At 66.6% G+C, this 16,875-nt stretch carries 18 protein-coding genes and 1 tRNA gene; 3 read left to right on the top strand and 16 right to left on the bottom strand.

The features are described 5' to 3' along the window. Nucleotide 1 precedes the first annotated feature (1 nt). Nucleotides 2-77: transfer RNA gene (locus AGI3411_RS28950), tRNA-Ala, on the bottom strand. Nucleotides 78-209: 132 nt separating this feature from the next. Between AGI3411_RS28950 and AGI3411_RS30210 the strand changes: the two genes are divergently transcribed. After that, a complete protein-coding gene (locus tag AGI3411_RS30210) occupies nt 210-386 on the top strand; it encodes a hypothetical protein (RefSeq protein ID WP_165359306.1) in 177 nt (58 codons plus the stop codon). 97 nt (nt 387-483) lie between these two features. After that, nucleotides 484-1,539, top strand: coding sequence for an aldo/keto reductase (locus tag AGI3411_RS28945; protein ID WP_129530751.1), 1,056 nt, complete (start codon nt 484-486; stop codon nt 1,537-1,539). Between the two features lie 6 nt (nt 1,540-1,545). Here AGI3411_RS28945 and lnt read toward each other — a convergent pair whose 3' ends face one another. From lnt to miaB, 5 genes are all read right to left on the bottom strand, one after another. Beyond that, entirely contained in the window at nt 1,546-3,174 is a 1,629-nt protein-coding gene (gene lnt / locus AGI3411_RS28940) for an apolipoprotein N-acyltransferase (RefSeq protein ID WP_129530750.1), read from the bottom strand. Beyond that, nucleotides 3,171-4,058 carry an HlyC/CorC family transporter gene (locus AGI3411_RS28935; RefSeq protein WP_129530749.1) on the bottom strand — a complete coding sequence of 296 codons (888 nt, stop codon included), beginning with the start codon at nt 4,056-4,058 and terminating at the stop codon, nt 3,171-3,173. Before AGI3411_RS28935 ends, lnt begins: the two co-directional genes overlap by 4 nt. A gap of 145 nt (nt 4,059-4,203) precedes the next feature. Continuing rightward, nucleotides 4,204-4,677 (bottom strand): rRNA maturation RNase YbeY, encoded by a 474-nt coding sequence (gene ybeY, locus AGI3411_RS28930; protein WP_129530748.1) that lies wholly within the window; start codon nt 4,675-4,677, stop codon nt 4,204-4,206. Beyond that, entirely contained in the window at nt 4,667-5,692 is a 1,026-nt protein-coding gene (locus AGI3411_RS28925; RefSeq protein ID WP_129530747.1) for a PhoH family protein, read from the bottom strand. The genes ybeY and AGI3411_RS28925 overlap by 11 nt, the downstream gene beginning before the upstream one ends. Then, nucleotides 5,689-7,122: a tRNA (N6-isopentenyl adenosine(37)-C2)-methylthiotransferase MiaB gene (gene miaB / locus AGI3411_RS28920; protein WP_129530746.1), complete on the bottom strand. Its 1,434-nt coding sequence runs from the start codon at nt 7,120-7,122 to the stop codon at nt 5,689-5,691. Before miaB ends, AGI3411_RS28925 begins: the two co-directional genes overlap by 4 nt. A 170-nt stretch (nt 7,123-7,292) precedes the next feature. Between miaB and AGI3411_RS28915 the strand changes: the two genes are divergently transcribed. Then, entirely contained in the window at nt 7,293-8,072 is a 780-nt protein-coding gene (locus AGI3411_RS28915; RefSeq protein ID WP_129530745.1) for a phosphatase PAP2 family protein, read from the top strand. A gap of 217 nt (nt 8,073-8,289) precedes the next feature. Here the strand turns inward: AGI3411_RS28915 and AGI3411_RS28910 are convergent, their stop codons facing one another. From AGI3411_RS28910 to queA, 10 genes are all read right to left on the bottom strand, one after another. After that, entirely contained in the window at nt 8,290-9,024 is a 735-nt protein-coding gene (locus AGI3411_RS28910) for an alanyl-tRNA editing protein (protein ID WP_129530744.1), read from the bottom strand. Nucleotides 9,025-9,052: 28 nt separating this feature from the next. Then, the gene (locus tag AGI3411_RS28905) at nt 9,053-9,730 is read right to left on the bottom strand and encodes a VOC family protein (protein WP_129530743.1); all 678 of its coding nucleotides are present in this window, start codon (nt 9,728-9,730) and stop codon (nt 9,053-9,055) included. Between the two features lie 30 nt (nt 9,731-9,760). Next, on the bottom strand, nt 9,761-10,366 hold the full coding sequence (locus AGI3411_RS28900) for an ATP-dependent Clp protease proteolytic subunit (RefSeq protein ID WP_129530742.1): 606 nt from the start codon (nt 10,364-10,366) through the stop codon (nt 9,761-9,763). Nucleotides 10,367-10,409: 43 nt separating this feature from the next. Then, nucleotides 10,410-10,769 (bottom strand): SRPBCC family protein, encoded by a 360-nt coding sequence (locus AGI3411_RS28895; protein WP_129530741.1) that lies wholly within the window; start codon nt 10,767-10,769, stop codon nt 10,410-10,412. Beyond that, nucleotides 10,766-11,080: an ArsR/SmtB family transcription factor gene (locus AGI3411_RS28890; protein ID WP_129530740.1), complete on the bottom strand. Its 315-nt coding sequence runs from the start codon at nt 11,078-11,080 to the stop codon at nt 10,766-10,768. The genes AGI3411_RS28895 and AGI3411_RS28890 overlap by 4 nt, the downstream gene beginning before the upstream one ends. A 112-nt stretch (nt 11,081-11,192) precedes the next feature. Continuing rightward, nucleotides 11,193-12,128 carry a protein translocase subunit SecF gene (gene secF, locus AGI3411_RS28885; protein WP_129530739.1) on the bottom strand — a complete coding sequence of 312 codons (936 nt, stop codon included), beginning with the start codon at nt 12,126-12,128 and terminating at the stop codon, nt 11,193-11,195. 53 nt (nt 12,129-12,181) lie between these two features. Then, entirely contained in the window at nt 12,182-14,062 is a 1,881-nt protein-coding gene (gene secD, locus AGI3411_RS28880; protein ID WP_129530738.1) for a protein translocase subunit SecD, read from the bottom strand. Nucleotides 14,063-14,173: 111 nt separating this feature from the next. Then, nucleotides 14,174-14,515 (bottom strand): preprotein translocase subunit YajC, encoded by a 342-nt coding sequence (gene yajC, locus AGI3411_RS28875; RefSeq protein WP_013395762.1) that lies wholly within the window; start codon nt 14,513-14,515, stop codon nt 14,174-14,176. A gap of 113 nt (nt 14,516-14,628) precedes the next feature. Then, a complete protein-coding gene (gene tgt, locus AGI3411_RS28870; RefSeq protein WP_129530737.1) occupies nt 14,629-15,765 on the bottom strand; it encodes a tRNA guanosine(34) transglycosylase Tgt in 1,137 nt (378 codons plus the stop codon). Continuing rightward, entirely contained in the window at nt 15,762-16,820 is a 1,059-nt protein-coding gene (gene queA, locus AGI3411_RS28865; protein WP_129530736.1) for a tRNA preQ1(34) S-adenosylmethionine ribosyltransferase-isomerase QueA, read from the bottom strand. The genes tgt and queA overlap by 4 nt, the downstream gene beginning before the upstream one ends. Between the last annotated feature and the right edge of the window lie 55 nt (nt 16,821-16,875).

Here is a 16,875-nt window from a genome sequence, read left to right as displayed (position 1 = left end):
CTGGTGGAGGTAAGCGGGATCGAACCGCTGACCTCTTGCATGCCATGCAAGCGCTCTCCCAGCTGAGCTATACCCCCGTTCTTCTATTCAATCCCGTCCAACGTCGTACGAATCTGCCTTTGAATCTGCACGTTTTATGGTGCGTTTCCACTGCTTTTTCGTCTTTCGTTGCCGGTTTTGTTTAGTGCCGTTGGCGAAGAAACGAGATTATGCACGAACTGAATTGGGTGTGCAAGTCGCTTTGCGGCAAAAAACAAAAAAGTTGCGAAAAAAAGGGGGCAGGAAGACTTTTAACGCCAGGTTTTGCACTTTTTTTGCGCAAACCGGAAAACCGCCGTATGCCCGGAGCCCAGGTAAATCAAGGGCTTGCGGGAATGCTATTGTGAACGGAAATTTTTTTGCTGCCCCGCGGGATTTTCCGCGGCGGCGTGGCCTGCCGGCAGCGGCATATGGGAATGGATATCAAGACATGGACATCGCGCGATGAGCAGCAAAACATCTTTTCCCACGCGCCCGCTGGGCCGCACCGGGATGTCGGTCACCCGTATCGGCTTGGGCGCCTGGGCCATCGGCGGCAATGGCTGGGCAGTGGGCTGGGGCCCGCAGGACGACACCGATTCCATCGAAGCCATCCGGCGGGCCGTGGAGCGGGGCATCAATTGGATCGATACCGCGGCTGTTTACGGGCTGGGACATTCCGAGGAAATCGTGCGGCGCGCGCTGGCGCAGATGGCGCCCGACGAGCGGCCTTATGTTTTCACCAAGTGCGGCCTGACCTGGTCGGCCGAACAGCCGCGGGCCATGCCCCGGCGCACGGGCACCCCGGACAGCATCCGGCGGGAAATCGAGGATTCGCTGCGGCGTCTGGGCGTGGAGCGCATCGATCTCTATCAGATGCACTGGCCGGCGGGCGACGGCACCCCGCTCGAGGCGTACTGGCAGGAATTGCTGGACCTCAAACAGGAGGGCAAGGTCCGGGCGGTGGGGCTGTCGAACCACAATCTGGCGCAGATCCAGGATGCCGAGGCCTTGGGCCATGTGGACACGCTGCAGCCCCCGTTTTCGGCGATCCAGCGCGCGGCGGGCGGCGACCTGATCCCCTGGTGCGCCCGCAACGGCACGGGCGTCATCGTCTACAGCCCGATGCAGTCCGGTCTGTTGAGCGGCCGCTTCAGCGTGGACCGTGCCCGTGCCTTGCCCCAGGATGACTGGCGCTCGCGCAATGCGGAGTTCGCGTCGCCCAGCATCGAGCGCAACCTGGCGCTGGCCGAAGCCTTCAAGCCGGTCGCGGAGCGCCACGGCACGACGGTCGCCGCCGTGGCGGCCGGCTGGACGCTGGCCTGGCCCGGCGTGACGGGGGCGATCGTGGGGGCGCGCAACGCCGCCCAGGTGGATGGTCTGCTTGGCGCCGCGGAGCTCGAACTGGACAGCGAGGATATGGATGCGATCGCCGAGGCGATCGAGCAGACGGGCGCCGGGACGGGGCCGTTGCGCCCGTCCGAGGAGAATGGGGCGCTTCCGGCCAACCTGTTCGCTTGAAGCGCCTTAACGGCGGCGGGCCTTGCGGCCGCTGCCGACGGCCGCGATCAGCGCCAGGCCGATCAGGGCCAGGGCCGTCTTGTCGCCGAAGCGCGCGTAGGGCGTCAAACCCGTCATGCCCTGCACGGCCACCGGCAGCACGCCGGCTTGCTGCGGCGCGAGTTGCGCCGCCACGCGGCCCTTGGCATCGATAGCGGCGGTAATGCCGGTGTTGGTCGAGGTCAGCATGGGCCGGGCCGTTTCGATCGTGCGCAGGCGGCCGATCTGCAGGTGCTGGCGCAGCGCCCAGGAATCGCCGAACCAGCCCAGGTTGCTGACGTTTACGAGGATCGTCGCGCCCGGTTCGCCATTGGGGCCGGGCTGCAGGGCGGGCAGCAGGTCCGGCCCGAACAGGTCTTCGTAGCAGATGTTGAACGCGATGTGCTGGCCGCCCACGGCGAACGGCGTCTGGCGGCGCGCGCCGCGGTCGAAGTCGCCCAGCGGGATGTTCAGCATGTCGACGAACCAGTGGAAGCCGGGGGGCACATATTCGCCCCAGGGCACCAGGTGGCGTTTGTCGTAGCGCATCGCGGTGCTGCCCGTCAGGAGCTGGTCGAGCGGCGTATTGCCGTCGAAGCCCACGACGCTGTTGGTGTAGCGATCGCGGCCGTTCACACGGTCATGCAGCGGCACGCCCATGGCGATGACGGTATTGCGCTGAGCGGCCAGGCCGCGCCAGGTGTCCCAGATGCGCGGATCGAGCTGGTCCTGGAAGATGGGCAGCACGGTTTCCGGCAGGATGACCAGTTGCGGAGCGGGCACGCCGGGCGCCGGCGGCATGGCCGTCAGGTCCAGGTGCCGGATCAGGCTTTGCTCGAGCAGCGCCGGGTCGAACTTCTGGGACTGCTCGATGTTGCCTTGGACCAGGCGAACGTTCAGCGGATCGCCGGCGGGCGAGGACCAGTCGATGCGCGACAACGGCCAGCCGGCGGCGGCCAGGGCCAGCGCGATCCCCGCGGCCAGGGCGTGGCGCGAGCGGATTCCCGCCTTCCTCGAGGGCTGCCAGAGGCTGGCGACCGCGGCGGCGGCGAAAGCGGACAGGAAGGCCATGCCGTGCACGCCGAGCAGCGGCGCCCAGCCCGCGATCGGGCCGTCGACCTGCGCATAGCCGATGTTGAGCCACGGGAAGCCCGTGAGCAGGACCGCGCGCAGCCATTCGAACGCCGCCCACATCGCGGCCCAGGCCAGGGTGCTGGATAGGATGCGCGAGGGAGGCGAATCCGGCGAAAGCGGCGCATAGCGGCGCGCCAGTGCGCTCGCGGTGGCCGGAAACAGGGCCAGGAACGCGGACAGGGCCAGCACCGCGGCCACCGATAGCGGCGCGGACAGATCGCCGTAGCGATGCAGGCTGATGAAGATCCAGTACAGGCCCAGCGCGTACGTGGCGAAGCCGAACAGCCAGCCGCGCGCCCATGCCTGTTTGGCGGAGGGCGCATACAGCGTTACGCGCGCGGCGATGGCCAGCATCAGGATCTGGGTCGTCGCCAGCGCCCAGCCGGGCAGGGGCCCTGGCGAGAAAGTCAGGGCATGCACGGCGCCCGCCAGCAACAGGCCGGCAGCGCCGCGCAGGATACGGCCGCGCGGGGAACTCGTCATGCGTGGGAGGGGGGCAGGGAGGCTTGGGGCGCGTTGCGCTTGACGCGCAACCAGATGGCGCGGCGCGCGTCGCCGCGGGCCACTTCGAGGCGCAGTCCGTCGAACTCGGCGGTATCGCCGCGGCGCGGGATGCGGCCTAACTGGCCGCCCATCCAGCCGCCGACGCTGTCGTATTCGTCGTCGGGCAGCTGGCAGCCGAAGACTTCGTTGAAGTGCGAGATGTCGGTGGCCGCCAGGACGCGCCACTGGTTCTCGCCTTCGGGGAAGATCGAGTCTTCCTCGGTTTCGTCGAATTCGTCTTCGATGTCGCCGACGATCTGTTCCAGCACGTCTTCCATCGTGACCAGGCCGGAAATGCCGCCGTGCTCGTCGATGACGATGGCCTGGTGGTTGCGGCTGGCGCGGAACTCATGCAACAGCACGTTCAGGCGCTTGGATTCCGGAATGAACACGGCCGGCCGGACCAGCTTGCGCAATTCGATGTCGGGTTCCAGCATGCAGCGCAGCAGGTCCTTGGCCAACAGGATGCCGATGATGTTGTCGCGGTCGCCTTCGTAGACGGGAAAGCGCGAATGCGCGGTTTCGATCACCGAGGCCACGAGATACGGAATGGGCTGCGTGACGTCGAGCAGGTCCATGCGCGAACGCGGGACCATGATGTCGCCCACGGTGCCTTCGGACACGGCGAGCGCGCCCTTGATCATTTTGTAGGACTCCGCGTCGAGCAGCTGACGGTCGTGCGCGGCTTCCAGAACGGCCTTGATGCCTTCGCGGTCCTCGGGCTCGCGGCGCACAAGGGAAAGCAGGCGGTCTAGAAGGGATTTGGTGGCGGGTTTGGATGAGCGAGCAGGCGTCGCTTCGGGAGCAGGGTAAGGGTCAGACATCGTCCGGGAGGACAGGTTGCGGAAGACCCAGCATAACCGAAACTGGCTTCCAATTTGTAACGGCAAGGCCCGAAATGAGGGTAACCCCCGCCATCTGCGCCTTGCTGGACGCCATTTTTCGGCTTTTTTTGCCCAAGGGGGCTGCTCAGGGCGCGACGTAGGGGTCTTCGATACCCATGGCGGCCAGCGTGGCGGTCTCCAGCGCTTCCATGCGCTTGGCGTCGCGGGCCTTGATGTGGTCGTAGCCCAGCGAATGCAGCACCCCGTGGATGGTTAGGTGGGCGGCGTGGTCCAGCAACGCCTTGCGCTGTTCGCGCGCCTCGCGCACCAGCACCGGCACGCACATCACGATGTCGCCGCGTGCGACGCCCAGCGGGTCCACGCCGTACTCGAACGTAAGCACGTTGGTGGCGTAGTCGCGGCCGCGGAAGTCGCGGTTCAGGCGCCGGCCCTCGGCCGCGCCGACCAGGCGCAGGCTGAGTTCCGCGGCGGAGAACGCGACGAGGCCGTCTTCGGCCGCGCCGGCCAGCGCCCGCTCGGCCCAGCGGCGCAGGCGCCAGCGGGGCAGGCGGTCTTCCTGCACGCCGTACTGGACGGCCAGGGACAGGTCAGGCTTCATCTTCGGCTGCGCGGTCGTAGGCGTCGACGATACGCGCGACCAGGGGGTGGCGCACGACGTCTCGGCTGGTGAATCGGGTGGTGGCGATGCCCTGCACGTCATGCAGGACCTTCACCGCATGGGCCAGGCCGCTGTCCTGGCCGCGCGGCAGGTCGACCTGCGAAGGATCGCCGGTGATGACGGCCTTGCTGCCGAAGCCGATCCGCGTCAGGAACATTTTCATCTGTTCCGGCGTGGTGTTCTGCGCTTCGTCCAGGATGACGAAGGCATGGTTCAGCGTGCGGCCGCGCATGTAGGCCAGGGGGGCGATTTCGATCGTTTGCTTTTCGAACAGGCGCTGCACCTTCTCGAAACCCATCAGGTCGTAGAGCGCGTCGTACAGCGGCCGCAGGTACGGGTCGACCTTCTGCGCCAGGTCGCCGGGGAGGAAGCCCAGGCGTTCGCCGGCCTCGACCGCCGGGCGGGTCAGCACCAGGCGCTGCACCGTGTCGCGCTCCATCGCGTCGATGGCGCAGGCGACGGCCAGCCAGGTCTTGCCCGTGCCGGCGGGGCCGACGCCGAACGTGATGTCGTGCTTGAGGATGTTGTTCAGGTAGTCGCGCTGGCGGGGCGTGCGGGGCCGCAGGTCGCTGCGCTTGGTGCGCAGGGCGATGCCGTCGCTTTCGTCGTCCAGGGCGGGCAGCGGGTCCAGTTCCTGGGACAGTTCTTCCTTTAGCGCTTCTTCCTGCCGGCCGACGCCGATTTCGACGAGCCCCAGCTGGATATCGTCGACCGAGAGGGCGCGGTGCACGGCCTGCTCATGGAAGCGGCGCACCACCCGGGCGGCCAGTTCGGCCAATTCGCCTTCGATGGTGACCCGGCTGCCGCGGCGCGTGAGCTTGACGTTCATGCCGTCGGCCAGTTGGCGCAGGTTTTCGTCCAGCGGGCCGCACAGATTGGCCAGGTGGGTGTTGTCGCCGTCCAGGACAACGACGGCGGGCATGCTGCGGCGGGCGCGGGAGCGGGGAGTGGTCATTCGGCCTCTTGGGAAACGCGGTCCACGTCGGCGACCCGCGCGCGCAGCGAATTGGTGTGCGCTTCGGTGATGATGACGTCGACCATTTGTCCGATGAGCCGCGCGGGCGCGGCGAAGTTCACGATGCGGTTGTTCTCGGTGCGGCCCATCAGTTCGTTCGGGTCGCGGCGCGAGGGGCCTTCCACCAGCAGGCGCTGGCGCGTGCCGATCATGTCGCGGGCGATCGCGGCCGCCTGCTCGTTGATCAGCGCCTGCAGGCGCTGCAGGCGGCGCAGCTTCACGTCCTGGGGCGTGTCGTCGTGCAGGTCGGCGGCGGGCGTGCCCGGGCGGCGGGAATATACGAACGAGAAGGAGGTGTCGAAACCGACGTCCTCGATCAGCTTCATGGTTTTTTCGAAGTCTTCCTCGGTCTCGCCCGGGAAGCCCACGATGAAATCCGAGGACAGCGTCAGGTCGGGACGGGCGGCGCGCAGGCGGCGCACGACGGATTTGAATTCGAGCGTGGTGTAGCCGCGCTTCATGGCGGCCAGCACGCGGTCGCTGCCGGCCTGCACCGGCAGGTGCAGGAACGACACCAGCTTGGGCAGGCGGGCATAGGCGTCCACCATGCGCTGGGTCATTTCCTTGGGGTGCGAGGTGGTGTAGCGGATGCGTTCGATGCCCGGAATTTCATGCACGTATTCCAGCAGCATGGCGAAGTCGGCAATCTCGGCGGTGTCGGCCATGCGTCCGCGGTAGGCGTTCACGTTCTGGCCCAGCAGGGTCACTTCCTTCACGCCCTGGTCGGCCAGGTCCGCGACTTCGACAAGCACATCCTCGAAGGGACGCGAGACTTCCTCGCCGCGCGTGTAGGGCACGACACAGAAGCTGCAATACTTGCTGCAGCCTTCCATGATCGAGACGAAGGCCGTGGCACCGTCGACGCGCGGCGGCGGCATGTTGTCGAACTTCTCGATCTCGGGAAAGCTGATGTCGACCTGCGAGCGGCCTTCGGCGCGGCGGCGCTGGATCAGTTCGGGCAGGCGGTGCAGCGTCTGCGGGCCGAACACCACGTCCACGTAGGGCGCGCGCTTGACGATGGCCTCGCCTTCCTGGCTGGCCACGCAGCCGCCCACGCCGATCACCAGGTTGGGATTGGTCTTCTTCAGGTGCTGCACGCGGCCCAGGTCGGAGAAGACTTTTTCCTGCGCCTTCTCGCGCACCGAACAGGTGTTGAACAGGATGACGTCGGCTTCTTCCGGGTCGTTGGTCAGTTCCAGGCCCTGGTCGTCGCGCAGTACGTCGGCCATTTTGTCCGAATCGTATTCGTTCATCTGGCACCCGAAGGTGCGGATGTACAGCTTGCGGGGGGAACCGGTGCCGGCGGCGGGAAGGGCGGCGTTCGCGCCGTCGCGCGGGGCAGCCGCGCGCTTGATGGAGGTTTCTTGCATGATGGTCGCCGTGACGGGTGTAGATCCCGGGGGCTGGAGGATGGGAAACGGCGAATTTTAACCCCTGCGTGAAATTTGTTTCTTGGTCTTGCGCGCCGCGGCCGTTACGATAGCGATCTGACTGGGATTCAGACTCCAGTAATATTTCTCATTCTCCTGATGCGGCACCGATGAACACCAACCCCCTGACGCCTCCGGTAGCCGCTCCCGCGATCGATGCCGCGAAAGGCGCATCCGCCCGGGACCGCTTCCACAATCCCTTTTCGCCATTGACCTGGCTGTTGCTGGGCTGCGCGCTCGCGCTGGCCGCGGGCGCCTGCGCCCGATGGATAGACCTGCCGCTGGCCATCTGGATCAAACAGTCGGTGACCGAGGGCGTGAACGAATCGTTCGAGTGGATCGGCGAACTGGGAGAAAGCGGCCCCTATATCGGCGTGGCGCTGGCCTTCTATGTGATCGGGCTGGTCGGGCTGGCGCGGGGCTGGAGCAATCCGGTGCGCATGAGCTACGCCAGCATGGCGCGCGGTAGCCTGCTGATGCTCTCCACCATGGCGGTGGGCGGATTGGTCGTGCTGGTGCTCAAGCGCTCGGTGGCGCGGGCGCGGCCCGAACTCTTCTTCGAAAAGGGCATTTACGGGCTGGGCGAGTCGTTCTCCCGCGCGCAGCTCTTCAATTCATTTCCGTCCAGCCATACCTACGCGGCGTTCGCCGTGGCCGTGGTGCTGGGCATCCTGGCGCCGCGCTGGCGCTGGGTCTTTCTGCTGCTGGCGGCGCTGGTCGCCATGAGCCGGCTGGTCAACCTGGACCACTACCTGTCCGACGTGATGACGGCCGCGGGCATCGCGGTGCTGGTCGGCCATGTGCTCGCGCCCCGCGTGCTGGACGCCAGGTACCAATGGCCGCTGCGCGCGCCATGGAAGTGGTGGCAGCCCAATGCTCCGCGTGTCTGACAGCCCAACCTTCCGCGTGTCTGACAGCCCAATCTTCCGCGTGTCTGACACCCGTATGAGACGGTCTTTCGACCACGAAACAGTCTTCCCGGGTGTCTGACACCGGCTGACTTTGAATGAACAGCCGTCCAGATACGGCCGGTGTCAGACACCCGCCAGCGCCAGAGTATGGCGGCGTCCATCTCCTCGGGTGTCAGACACGCGGAAGATTGGGCTGTCAGACACGCGGAAGGTTGGGTTCTCCCGCGAAGTTCACCACCACGCGCCGGTTGCTGCGGCTTTTCTTTTCGATCTTGGTCACGACCACGGCGCCGATCTCGCCTGTGTTGGCCACGTGCGTGCCGCCACAGGGCTGGCGGTCCACGCCGGGAATCTCGACGATGCGGATGCTGCTGGTGCCGGCCGGCGGGGCGGCGCCCACCGTGCGCACCAAGTCCGGCTCCGCTGCCAATTGCTCCGGCGTGATGCAGTTGATGCTGACGCCCAGGTCCGAGCCGATCAGCGCGTTCAGGCGTTCGGTCAGGTCGGCCTTGTCCAGCGTGGATTCGGGCAGGTCGAAGTCGATGCGCGCGGAGTCGGGCGAGATATTGCAGCCGGTCACGGGCGCGGGCACCAGCGACCCCAGCAGGTGCAGACAGGTGTGCAGGCGCATGAGCCGATGGCGCCGCGGCCAATCGACGGCCACGGACACGCGCTCGCCCACCTGGGGCAGCGCGTCGCCGTCGGGCACGTGCAGGATGCGCTGGCGGTCGTCGGCGTATAGCGTGTCCGCCAGGGCCAGCACCCGGCCATCGGCCAGCGTCAGCGTGCCGCTGTCGCCCGCTTGCCCGCCGCTGCGCGCATAGCAGACGGTTTCGTCGAGTTCGATGCCGTCAGGGCCGACCGCGACTACGGTGGCGTCGCATCGTTCCAGGTAGGGATCTTCGTCGAAGCGCTTGCGGGGGGCGGGCATGGGTGGGTCTCCGGATGATGTGTAAGGTTCAGGCCAGGATCTTGACGCCCTGCGCCGTTTCGATTGTTGCGCTGAGCCGGGGCGGGCCGTCGGCCTGTTCCAGGTGGATCAGGTGGTCGGCGCCCATCCAGGCCAGGCCCTGGCGCAGCAGCCCCGCCTGGGGATGGCGGCCGGTCAGTTGCAACAGGGCCAGGTCATGGCGCGGCAGGCTCACGCCGGGATAATCCGGCACGTCCCATTGGATCAGCGTGGGCAGCAGGCCGTCGCCGGCGGCGTGGCCGGCTTCGCGCCAGGCGGGCAGGCTGCCGTCGTCAGGCACCGTCAGCCGCCAGCGCAGGCTGCCGCGCGACATGGGGATGGCGGGGGCGAGACGGTCCGGATGTTCGGCCTGCATTTGCGTGAGGTCCAGCGGGGTTTCGACGCGGGCCGCCCAGTGGGCCAGGTAGGGCCCTTGTTCCAGCCGGGCGCGCACGGCATCCTGATCCAGCCCGAACCAGCGCGGCCGCGCGGGCGCCTCGGCGTCCGGGTCGATGGCGATGACCTCCAGGTAGAGGCCGCCGGCCATGCCCAGAACCCGGTTGTGGGTGGCCATCCGCGGATGGGCGCCGCCGCCGGCCGGCGCGATGCCGAGCAATCCGGCGACGTACTCGGTGCCGCTGGCGAGGTTCGCGGCGGCGATGACGAGGTGATCGATGGCGAGTTTCATAGTCTGGCTATGGTAGCCCAGCCAGACACCTCAGCCGCCGAACTCTCGCCGTTTCAGGACCCGGTCTATCAGCCCCCACTCCAGCGCTTCTTCGGCGGTCATGTAGCGGTCGCGGTCCAGCGTGCGCTCGACCTCTTCGTAGCTGCGCCCGCAGTGCTGCGCATAGACCCGGGTGACGCGGTCCTTCGTCCGCCGGATTTCCTCGGCGTGGATGAGGACGTCCGATGCCTGGCCCTGGAAACCGCCCAGCGGCTGGTGGACGTGGATGCTGGCGTTGGCCAGCGCGCAGCGTTCGCCGGGCTCGCCCGCCATGAGGAGGAACGACCCCATCGAGCGGGCGGTTCCCATGCACAGGGTATGCACCGGAGCCGTGATGTATTGCATGGTGTCGTACATGGCCAGGCCGCTGGTGATGACGCCGCCGGGCGAGTTGATGTACAGATGGATCGGCTTCGTGGGGTTTTCCGATTCGAGGAATAGCAACTGCGCGCAGACCAGCGCGGACACGGCGTCGTTGACCTCGCCGTTCAGGAAAATGATGCGGTCGCGCAGCAGCCGCGAATAAATGTCGAAGGACCGTTCGCCGCGGCCGGACTGCTCGACGACCATCGGCACATATTGCATAACGTCCTGCATGGACGATCTCCTGTGTTGCGGATGCTTCGCGCCCGGCCGAGGTTCAGGCCGCGCGCATGAGGAAGGGCCCGGCGTCGTTCGCGGCGCCGCGGACGACGCGCTCGAGTCGCGCGTCGGCCAGCGCGTGAATGATGCGCAGGACGGTGCCTCCGCCGGCCGCGGGCCGGAGCTGGAGCGTCACCAGGCTTTCGAGGAAGGGCGGTTCGTCGTCCCGCATCCGGTAGCGGACTTCCTCCGAGGGCGTCGAGGCCACGGGCTCGGCGCTGGCCAGGGCCCGGCCGGGCAGCCATTGCTCGCGAAACTCGGGAATGCTGATCGCGCGCCAGACTTGCTCCGGGGGCGCATCGAGTTCGTATTCGAGCACGATGTCTTGCGGCCGGCTTTCGGCGTTGGTCTCGTTCATTGGTCCATGTCCTTGAGCAAGGCGTTCAGGGCGTCGATGCGGGCGGGCCAATAGGCGCGGTACTTCGCCAGCCATCCGGCGATGTGCGCCAGGCCGTCTGGATCGACCTGATAGTTGACGTAGCGGCCCTGCCGGCTTTCCTGCACCAGCCTGGCCTTGCGCAGGACCGCAAGATGCTGGGACATGGCCGGCTGGCTGATCTCCATGCCCGCGCGCAAGGCACTGGCGTTCATGCCGCCCGTGGCCAGCTTTTCGAAGATCGCGCGGCGTGTCGGGTCGGCCAGCGCCTTGAAAATGTCGTTTTCGATCATGGCAACACATTAGCGCATACTTATGTGTTGATCAAGCGGCATTGCCCGAACGATCCGCGCGCGCAAAAAAAACCCGCCTTGGTGTGGCGGGTTTCGGGCAAGGGCAAAGGGCTCAGGCGGCTTCGCCTTCCTCGCCTTCTTTCTTGATGGGCTTGATCAGGTCTTCGCGCTTGACGCCCATCCACATGGCCAGCGCGGCGGCGACGAACACCGATGAATAGATGCCGAACCAGATGCCGATGGTCAGGGCCATGGCGAAGTAGTGCAGGGTGGGGCCGCCGAAGAACAGCATCGCCAGCACCATCATCTGCGTGGAGCCGTGGGTGATGATGGTCCGCGAGATCGTTTGCGTGATGGCGCTGTTGATGACTTCCTGCACGTCCGCCTTGCGGTACTTGCGGAAGTTTTCGCGGATACGGTCCATGATGACCACGGATTCGTTCACGGAGTAGCCCAGCACCGCGAGCACCCCCGCCAGCACCGATAGCGAGAATTCCCACTGGAAGAAGGCGAAGAAGCCCAGGATGATCACCACGTCGTGCAGGTTGGCGATCACGCCGGCGACGGCGAACTTCCATTCGAAGCGGAAGCCCAGGTACACCATGATGCCGATGACCACGACCAGCAGCGCCATCAGGCCGTTGTGCAGCAGTTCCTGGCCCACCTGCGGGCCCACGAACTCCACGCGGCGCAGTTCGACGCCGGAGTCGGCGGCCTTCAGCGCGGCCATGACGGTTTCGCTCTGGGTGGCCGAGGTCTGGCCTTCCTGCAGGGGCAGGCGGATCATGACGTCGTGCGAGGTGCCGAAGTTCTGCACCTGGAAATCGGTATAGCCCAGCTTGGAGACGACGCCGCGCACGTTTTCAAGCTGCGCCGTCTGGGCGTAGTTGACTTCCATGACCGTGCCGCCGGTGAATTCGATCGACAGGTGGAAGCCGCGCGTGAGGATGAAGAAGATCGCCGCCACGAAGGTGACGAGGCTGATGATGTTCAGCACCAGCGCGTGGCGCATGAACGGGATGGTGCGGTGAATACGGAAAAATTCCATTTTTCGCCTTCGGCTTTATCGGTGGCGGGCGGCTATGCCGCCCGCGCGGATGTTCAGTTGGTCTTCGGTTTCCAGACTTCACCGATGGAGATCGACGTGAGCTTCTTCTTGCGGCCGTACCAGAGGTTGGCCAGCGCGCGCACGCCCACCACCGACGAGAACATCGAGGTCAGGATGCCCAGGCAGTGCACCACGGCGAAGCCCCGGATCGGGCCCGAGCCGAAGGCCAGCAGCGCCAGGCCCACGATCAGCGTCGTCAGGTTGGAGTCCAGGATGGTGCCCCACGCGCGCTCGAAGCCGTGGTGGATGGCCTGCTGCGGCGAGGCGCCCCCGCGCAGCTCTTCCCGGATGCGCTCGTTGATCAGCACGTTCGAGTCGATGGCCATGCCGAGTGTCAGCGCAATGGCGGCGATGCCCGGCAGCGTCAGCGTGGCTTGCAGCATGGACAGCAGCGCCAGCAGGAGCAGCACGTTCAGGGTCAGGCCGATGGTCGAGAACACGCCGAACAGGTGGTAGTACAAAACGATGAAGACGGCGATGGCGAGGAAGCCGTACAGCGTCGAATGGAAGCCCTTCGAGATGTTGTCGGCGCCCAGGCTCGGGCCGATGGTGCGTTCTTCGATGATGGACATCGGCGCGGCCAGCGCGCCGGCGCGCAGCAGCAGCGCGGTGTCGGCGGCTTCTTCGGAGCTCATGCTGCCGGAGATCTGCACCTGTCCGCCCGCGATCTCGCTGCGGATGACGGGAGCCGTGACCACTTCGCCCTTGCCGTTCTCGAACAGCAGGATGGCCATGCGCTTGCCGATGTTGTCGCGGGTGACGTCGCGGAAGATGCGCGCGCCCTTGGAGTCCAGCGTCAGGTGGACGGCGGCCTGCTGGGTTTGCGAGTCGCGGCCGGGCTGGGCGTCCTGCAGGTTTTCACCGGTCAGGACGACCTGGCGGCGCACCAGGATCGGACGGCCGTCGCGATCGTTGTAGCGTTCGAGGCCGAAGGGCACGGTGCCGCCCAGCAGCGCGGCCTGCGCGGCGGGGGAGTCGTCGACCATGCGGATTTCCAGCGTGGCGGTGCGGCCCAGCAGTTCCTTGGCCTTGGCCACGTCCTGCACGCCGGGCAGCTGGACCACGATGCGGTCGCTGCCTTGCTGCTGGATGACCGGTTCGGCCACGCCCAGTTCGTTGATGCGGTTGTGCAGCGTGTTGATGTTCTGCTTCAGCGCGGAATCCTGCACGCGGGTCACTGCGGCCGGGTTCAGGGCGCCGATCAGTAGCGGCTTGCCGTTTTCCTCGCGTTCGGTGAACTCCAGGTCGGGCAGGCGGCTGCGCAGGGCCGAGATGGCACGGTCGCGGTCGGACGAGTTGGCGAAGGTGGCGGCAACGCCCAGGCCGGAGCGTTCGACGCCGGCCACGTTGACCTTCTGGTCGCGCAGCACCGAGCGCACGTCGGCGGCCAGGGAATCGTAGCGGGCGGTCAGGGCGCCCTGCATGTCCACTTGCAGCAGGAAGTGCACGCCGCCGCGCAGGTCCAGGCCCAGGTACATGGGCTTGGGCGCGAACCAGCCCATCGCGCGCATCCAGGTGGGCGAGGCGGGCAGCAGGTTCAGGGCGACGGTGTAATGGGGATCGCCGGCGACCGTGTTGAGGGACCGGTCGAGCAGATCGCGGGCCTGCAGTTGCAGGTCGGTCGAGGTGAAGCGGGCGCGCACGGTGCCGAGCGTGCCATTCTGTTCGTAGTAGACCCCTTCGTTGGGGATCTTGGCGTCAGCCAGCACCTGCTCGACCCGGCCCAGCATGGCGGTGTCCACCTTCACGGTGGCCTTGGCGCTGGAAACCTGGACGGCGGGGGACTCGCCGTAGAAGTTGGGAAGCGTGTACAGCAGGCCGATGAGGACCGCGATCAGGACCGTAATGTACTTCCAGAGAGGATAGCGGTTCATTGCCGGCTACTTCATGTGAGAGTGATAAAAGGGCCGCCCGAGCGGCGGGCGCGGCGGGCGGCGGGACTTGCCATCAAGCGCAAGAGCCCGATAAGGGCTCCGTTGGGACGCTTACAGGGCCTTGATGGTTCCCTTGGGCAGCACGGTCGAGACCGAGGACTTCTGCATGATCACTTCGACGGGCTTGTCGGCCAGTTCCGAGACTTCCACCGTAACGTAGCTGTCGTTGACCTTGGTGACCTTGCCGAGCATGCCGCCGGCGGTGACCACTTCGTCGCCCTTGGCCAGGGCGGCGATCAGGTTGCGGTGTTCCTTCTGGCGCTTCATCTGGGGACGGATCATCAGGAAATAGAGGATCACGAACATCAGGATGATGGGCAGCATGCCCATCAGCGCATTGCCTTCAGGGGCGGCTTGCGCCACGACGAGGCTGGCGGTATCGATAACGGACATTGAATTCTCCTGCGTTTAGTATGTTTGGGGGGTCGTGTTTATGTTTTTCTGCGCCCATCCCCGCGCGAGCCATGGATAGGGCAAGCCGACTATTGTATATAGGTCCTGAAATTCTAATCCACCCCTCGCTTGCGGTCGGCCGCGAACTGGGCGCGCCAGGCGTCGAAGCGTCCCTCGGCGATGGCTTCCCGCATTTCTTTCATGATGGTCAGGTAGAAATGCAGGTTGTGCAGGGTGTTCAGGCGCGCCCCGGTGATTTCGTTGGCGCGCTGCAAATGGTGCAGGTAGGCCCGGGAGAAGTTCGCGCAGGTGTGGCAGCTGCAGCTCGGGTCCAGCGGGCGGGTGTCGTCGCGGTATTTGGCGTTGCGGATCTTGACGTCGCCGTAGCGGGTGAACAGCCAGCCGTTGCGGGCGTTGCGGGTGGGCATGACGCAATCGAACATGTCCACGCCGCGGCTCACGCCCTCGACCAGGTCTTCCGGCGTGCCCACGCCCATCAGGTAGCGGGGCGCCTGGGCAGGCAGCTTGGGCGTGACGTGCGCCAGGATGCGCATCATGTCTTCCTTGGGCTCGCCGACCGACAGCCCGCCGATGGCGTAGCCATGGAAGCCGATCTCCTGCAGCCCGGCCAGGGATTCGTCGCGCAGCGATTCGTACATGCCGCCCTGGACGATCCCGAAGAGGGCGTTGGGGTTGCCCAGGCGGTCGAACTCCTCGCGCGAGCGGCGCGCCCAGCGTAGCGACATGCGCATCGAGCGGGCGGCTTCTTCGACCGTGGCGGGCCGGCCGTCGATTTCATAGGGCGTGCACTCGTCGAACACCATGACGATGTCGGAATTCAGCGAGCGCTGGATGCGCATGGATTCTTCCGGCGTCAGGAACAGGCGGGCGCCGTCGATCGGGGAGGCGAACTTCACGCCTTCCTCGGTGATCTTGCGCATGCCCTGCAGGCTGAACACCTGGAAACCGCCCGAGTCGGTCAGGATGGGCTTGTCCCATTGCATGAAACCGTGCAGGCCGCCGTGCTTTTCCATGATTTCCGTGCCCGGGCGCAGCCACAGGTGGAAGGTGTTGCCCAGCACGATCTGCGAGCCGATCTCTTTCAGTTCGTGCGGCAGCATGGCCTTGACGCTGCCATAGGTGCCCACGGGCATGAAGATGGGGGTTTCGACCACGCCGTGGTTCAGCGTGATGCGGCCGCGGCGGGCGCCGCCGTCGGTGGCGAGCAGTTCGAAATTCAGTCCGGTCATAGGGCGGGGGACTCGATAAACATGGCGTCGCCATAACTGAAGAAGCGGTAGCGCTCGGCGACGGCGTGGGCGTAGGCGCGGCGTATCGGTTCGACGCCGGCCAGCGCCGACACCAGCATCAGCAGGGTCGACTGGGGCAGGTGGAAATTGGTGACGAGGGCGTCGATGACGCGGTACCGGTATCCGGGGGTGATGAACAGGCGGGTGTCGCCCTGGGCGGCGGCCAGCGGCAGGCCGGGCGCGGTGCGCCCTTCGGTCTGGGCGGCGGCGGATTCCAGGGCGCGCACGCTGGTCGTGCCGACGGCGATGACCCGGCCGCCCTGGCGGCGGGCGGCGGCGATCGCGTCCACCGTGGCCTGGGGCACGGTGAACCACTCGGCGTGCATGACGTGGTCGGCCAGATTGTCCACGCGCACGGGCTGGAAGGTGCCCGCGCCCACGTGCAGCGTAACGAACGCGCGCGCCACGCCCTGGGCGTCCAGGCGCTCCAGGGTGGGCTGGTCGAAGTGCAGGCCGGCGGTGGGGGCCGCCACGGCGCCGGGTTCGCGAGCGTAGACGGTCTGGTAGCGTTCGTCGTCGCCGGCATCGGCCTGGTGCGTGATGTAGGGCGGCAGCGGCGTCGCCCCGTGGGCGTCCAGCAGGTCCAGCACCGGGCCGGGGAAGCGGATGTCGAAGAGCTCGCCTTCGCGGCCCAGCACCGTGGCCTCGAAGGCGTCGGCCAGCCGCAGCACCATGCCGGCGCCGGGCGATTTGCTGGCGCGCACGTGGGCCAGGACGCGGTCGGGTTCGGTGATGCGCTCGACCAGCACCTCAACCTTCCCGCCCGTAATCTTGTGGCCGTTCAAGCGCGCCTTGATGACGCGGGTGTCGTTGAAGACCAGCAGGTCCTGCGGACGCACGAGCGTGGCCAGGTCGGCGAACTGGCGGTCGTGCAGCTGGCCGGCGCGGTCCAGGTGCAGCAGGCGGCTGCCCGTGCGTTCGGCGGCGGGCGTCTGGGCGATGAGCTCAGGCGGCAGGTCGTAGTTGAAATCGGAAACGGTGAGGGACTGGGTCACGCGGGTATCCGTCCGGAAAAGGGCGGCGAAATGAAGACAAAGGCGAGCCGGGCGA

The sequence above is a fragment of the Achromobacter agilis genome (assembly GCF_900496965.1).
Classification (GTDB): Bacteria; Pseudomonadota; Gammaproteobacteria; order Burkholderiales; family Burkholderiaceae_B; genus Achromobacter; species Achromobacter agilis.
The sequence above is the reverse complement of the archived record's forward strand: the minus strand, read 5'-3'. Positions and strand labels throughout refer to the sequence as shown.

Bases quoted from the DNA above. Each gene is read 5' to 3' on its own strand.
- AGI3411_RS28895 (WP_129530741.1), bottom strand. From the start codon at position 10,769: ATGAACGAGACCAACGCCGAAAGCCGGCCGCAAGACATCGTGCTCGAA.
- AGI3411_RS30210 (WP_165359306.1), top strand. From the start codon at position 210: ATGCACGAACTGAATTGGGTGTGCAAGTCGCTTTGCGGCAAAAAACAA.
- yajC (WP_013395762.1), bottom strand. From the start codon at position 14,515: ATGTCCGTTATCGATACCGCCAGCCTCGTCGTGGCGCAAGCCGCCCCT.
- ybeY (WP_129530748.1), bottom strand. From the start codon at position 4,677: ATGAAGCCTGACCTGTCCCTGGCCGTCCAGTACGGCGTGCAGGAAGAC.
- miaB (WP_129530746.1), bottom strand. From the start codon at position 7,122: ATGCAAGAAACCTCCATCAAGCGCGCGGCTGCCCCGCGCGACGGCGCG.
- AGI3411_RS28945 (WP_129530751.1), top strand. From the start codon at position 484: ATGAGCAGCAAAACATCTTTTCCCACGCGCCCGCTGGGCCGCACCGGG.
- AGI3411_RS28900 (WP_129530742.1), bottom strand. From the start codon at position 10,366: ATGCAGGACGTTATGCAATATGTGCCGATGGTCGTCGAGCAGTCCGGC.
- AGI3411_RS28905 (WP_129530743.1), bottom strand. From the start codon at position 9,730: ATGAAACTCGCCATCGATCACCTCGTCATCGCCGCCGCGAACCTCGCC.
- AGI3411_RS28935 (WP_129530749.1), bottom strand. From the start codon at position 4,058: ATGTCTGACCCTTACCCTGCTCCCGAAGCGACGCCTGCTCGCTCATCC.
- secD (WP_129530738.1), bottom strand. From the start codon at position 14,062: ATGAACCGCTATCCTCTCTGGAAGTACATTACGGTCCTGATCGCGGTC.
- lnt (WP_129530750.1), bottom strand. From the start codon at position 3,174: ATGACGAGTTCCCCGCGCGGCCGTATCCTGCGCGGCGCTGCCGGCCTG.
- AGI3411_RS28890 (WP_129530740.1), bottom strand. From the start codon at position 11,080: ATGATCGAAAACGACATTTTCAAGGCGCTGGCCGACCCGACACGCCGC.
- AGI3411_RS28910 (WP_129530744.1), bottom strand. From the start codon at position 9,024: ATGCCCGCCCCCCGCAAGCGCTTCGACGAAGATCCCTACCTGGAACGA.
- secF (WP_129530739.1), bottom strand. From the start codon at position 12,128: ATGGAATTTTTCCGTATTCACCGCACCATCCCGTTCATGCGCCACGCG.
- tgt (WP_129530737.1), bottom strand. From the start codon at position 15,765: ATGACCGGACTGAATTTCGAACTGCTCGCCACCGACGGCGGCGCCCGC.
- AGI3411_RS28925 (WP_129530747.1), bottom strand. From the start codon at position 5,692: ATGACCACTCCCCGCTCCCGCGCCCGCCGCAGCATGCCCGCCGTCGTT.
- AGI3411_RS28915 (WP_129530745.1), top strand. From the start codon at position 7,293: ATGAACACCAACCCCCTGACGCCTCCGGTAGCCGCTCCCGCGATCGAT.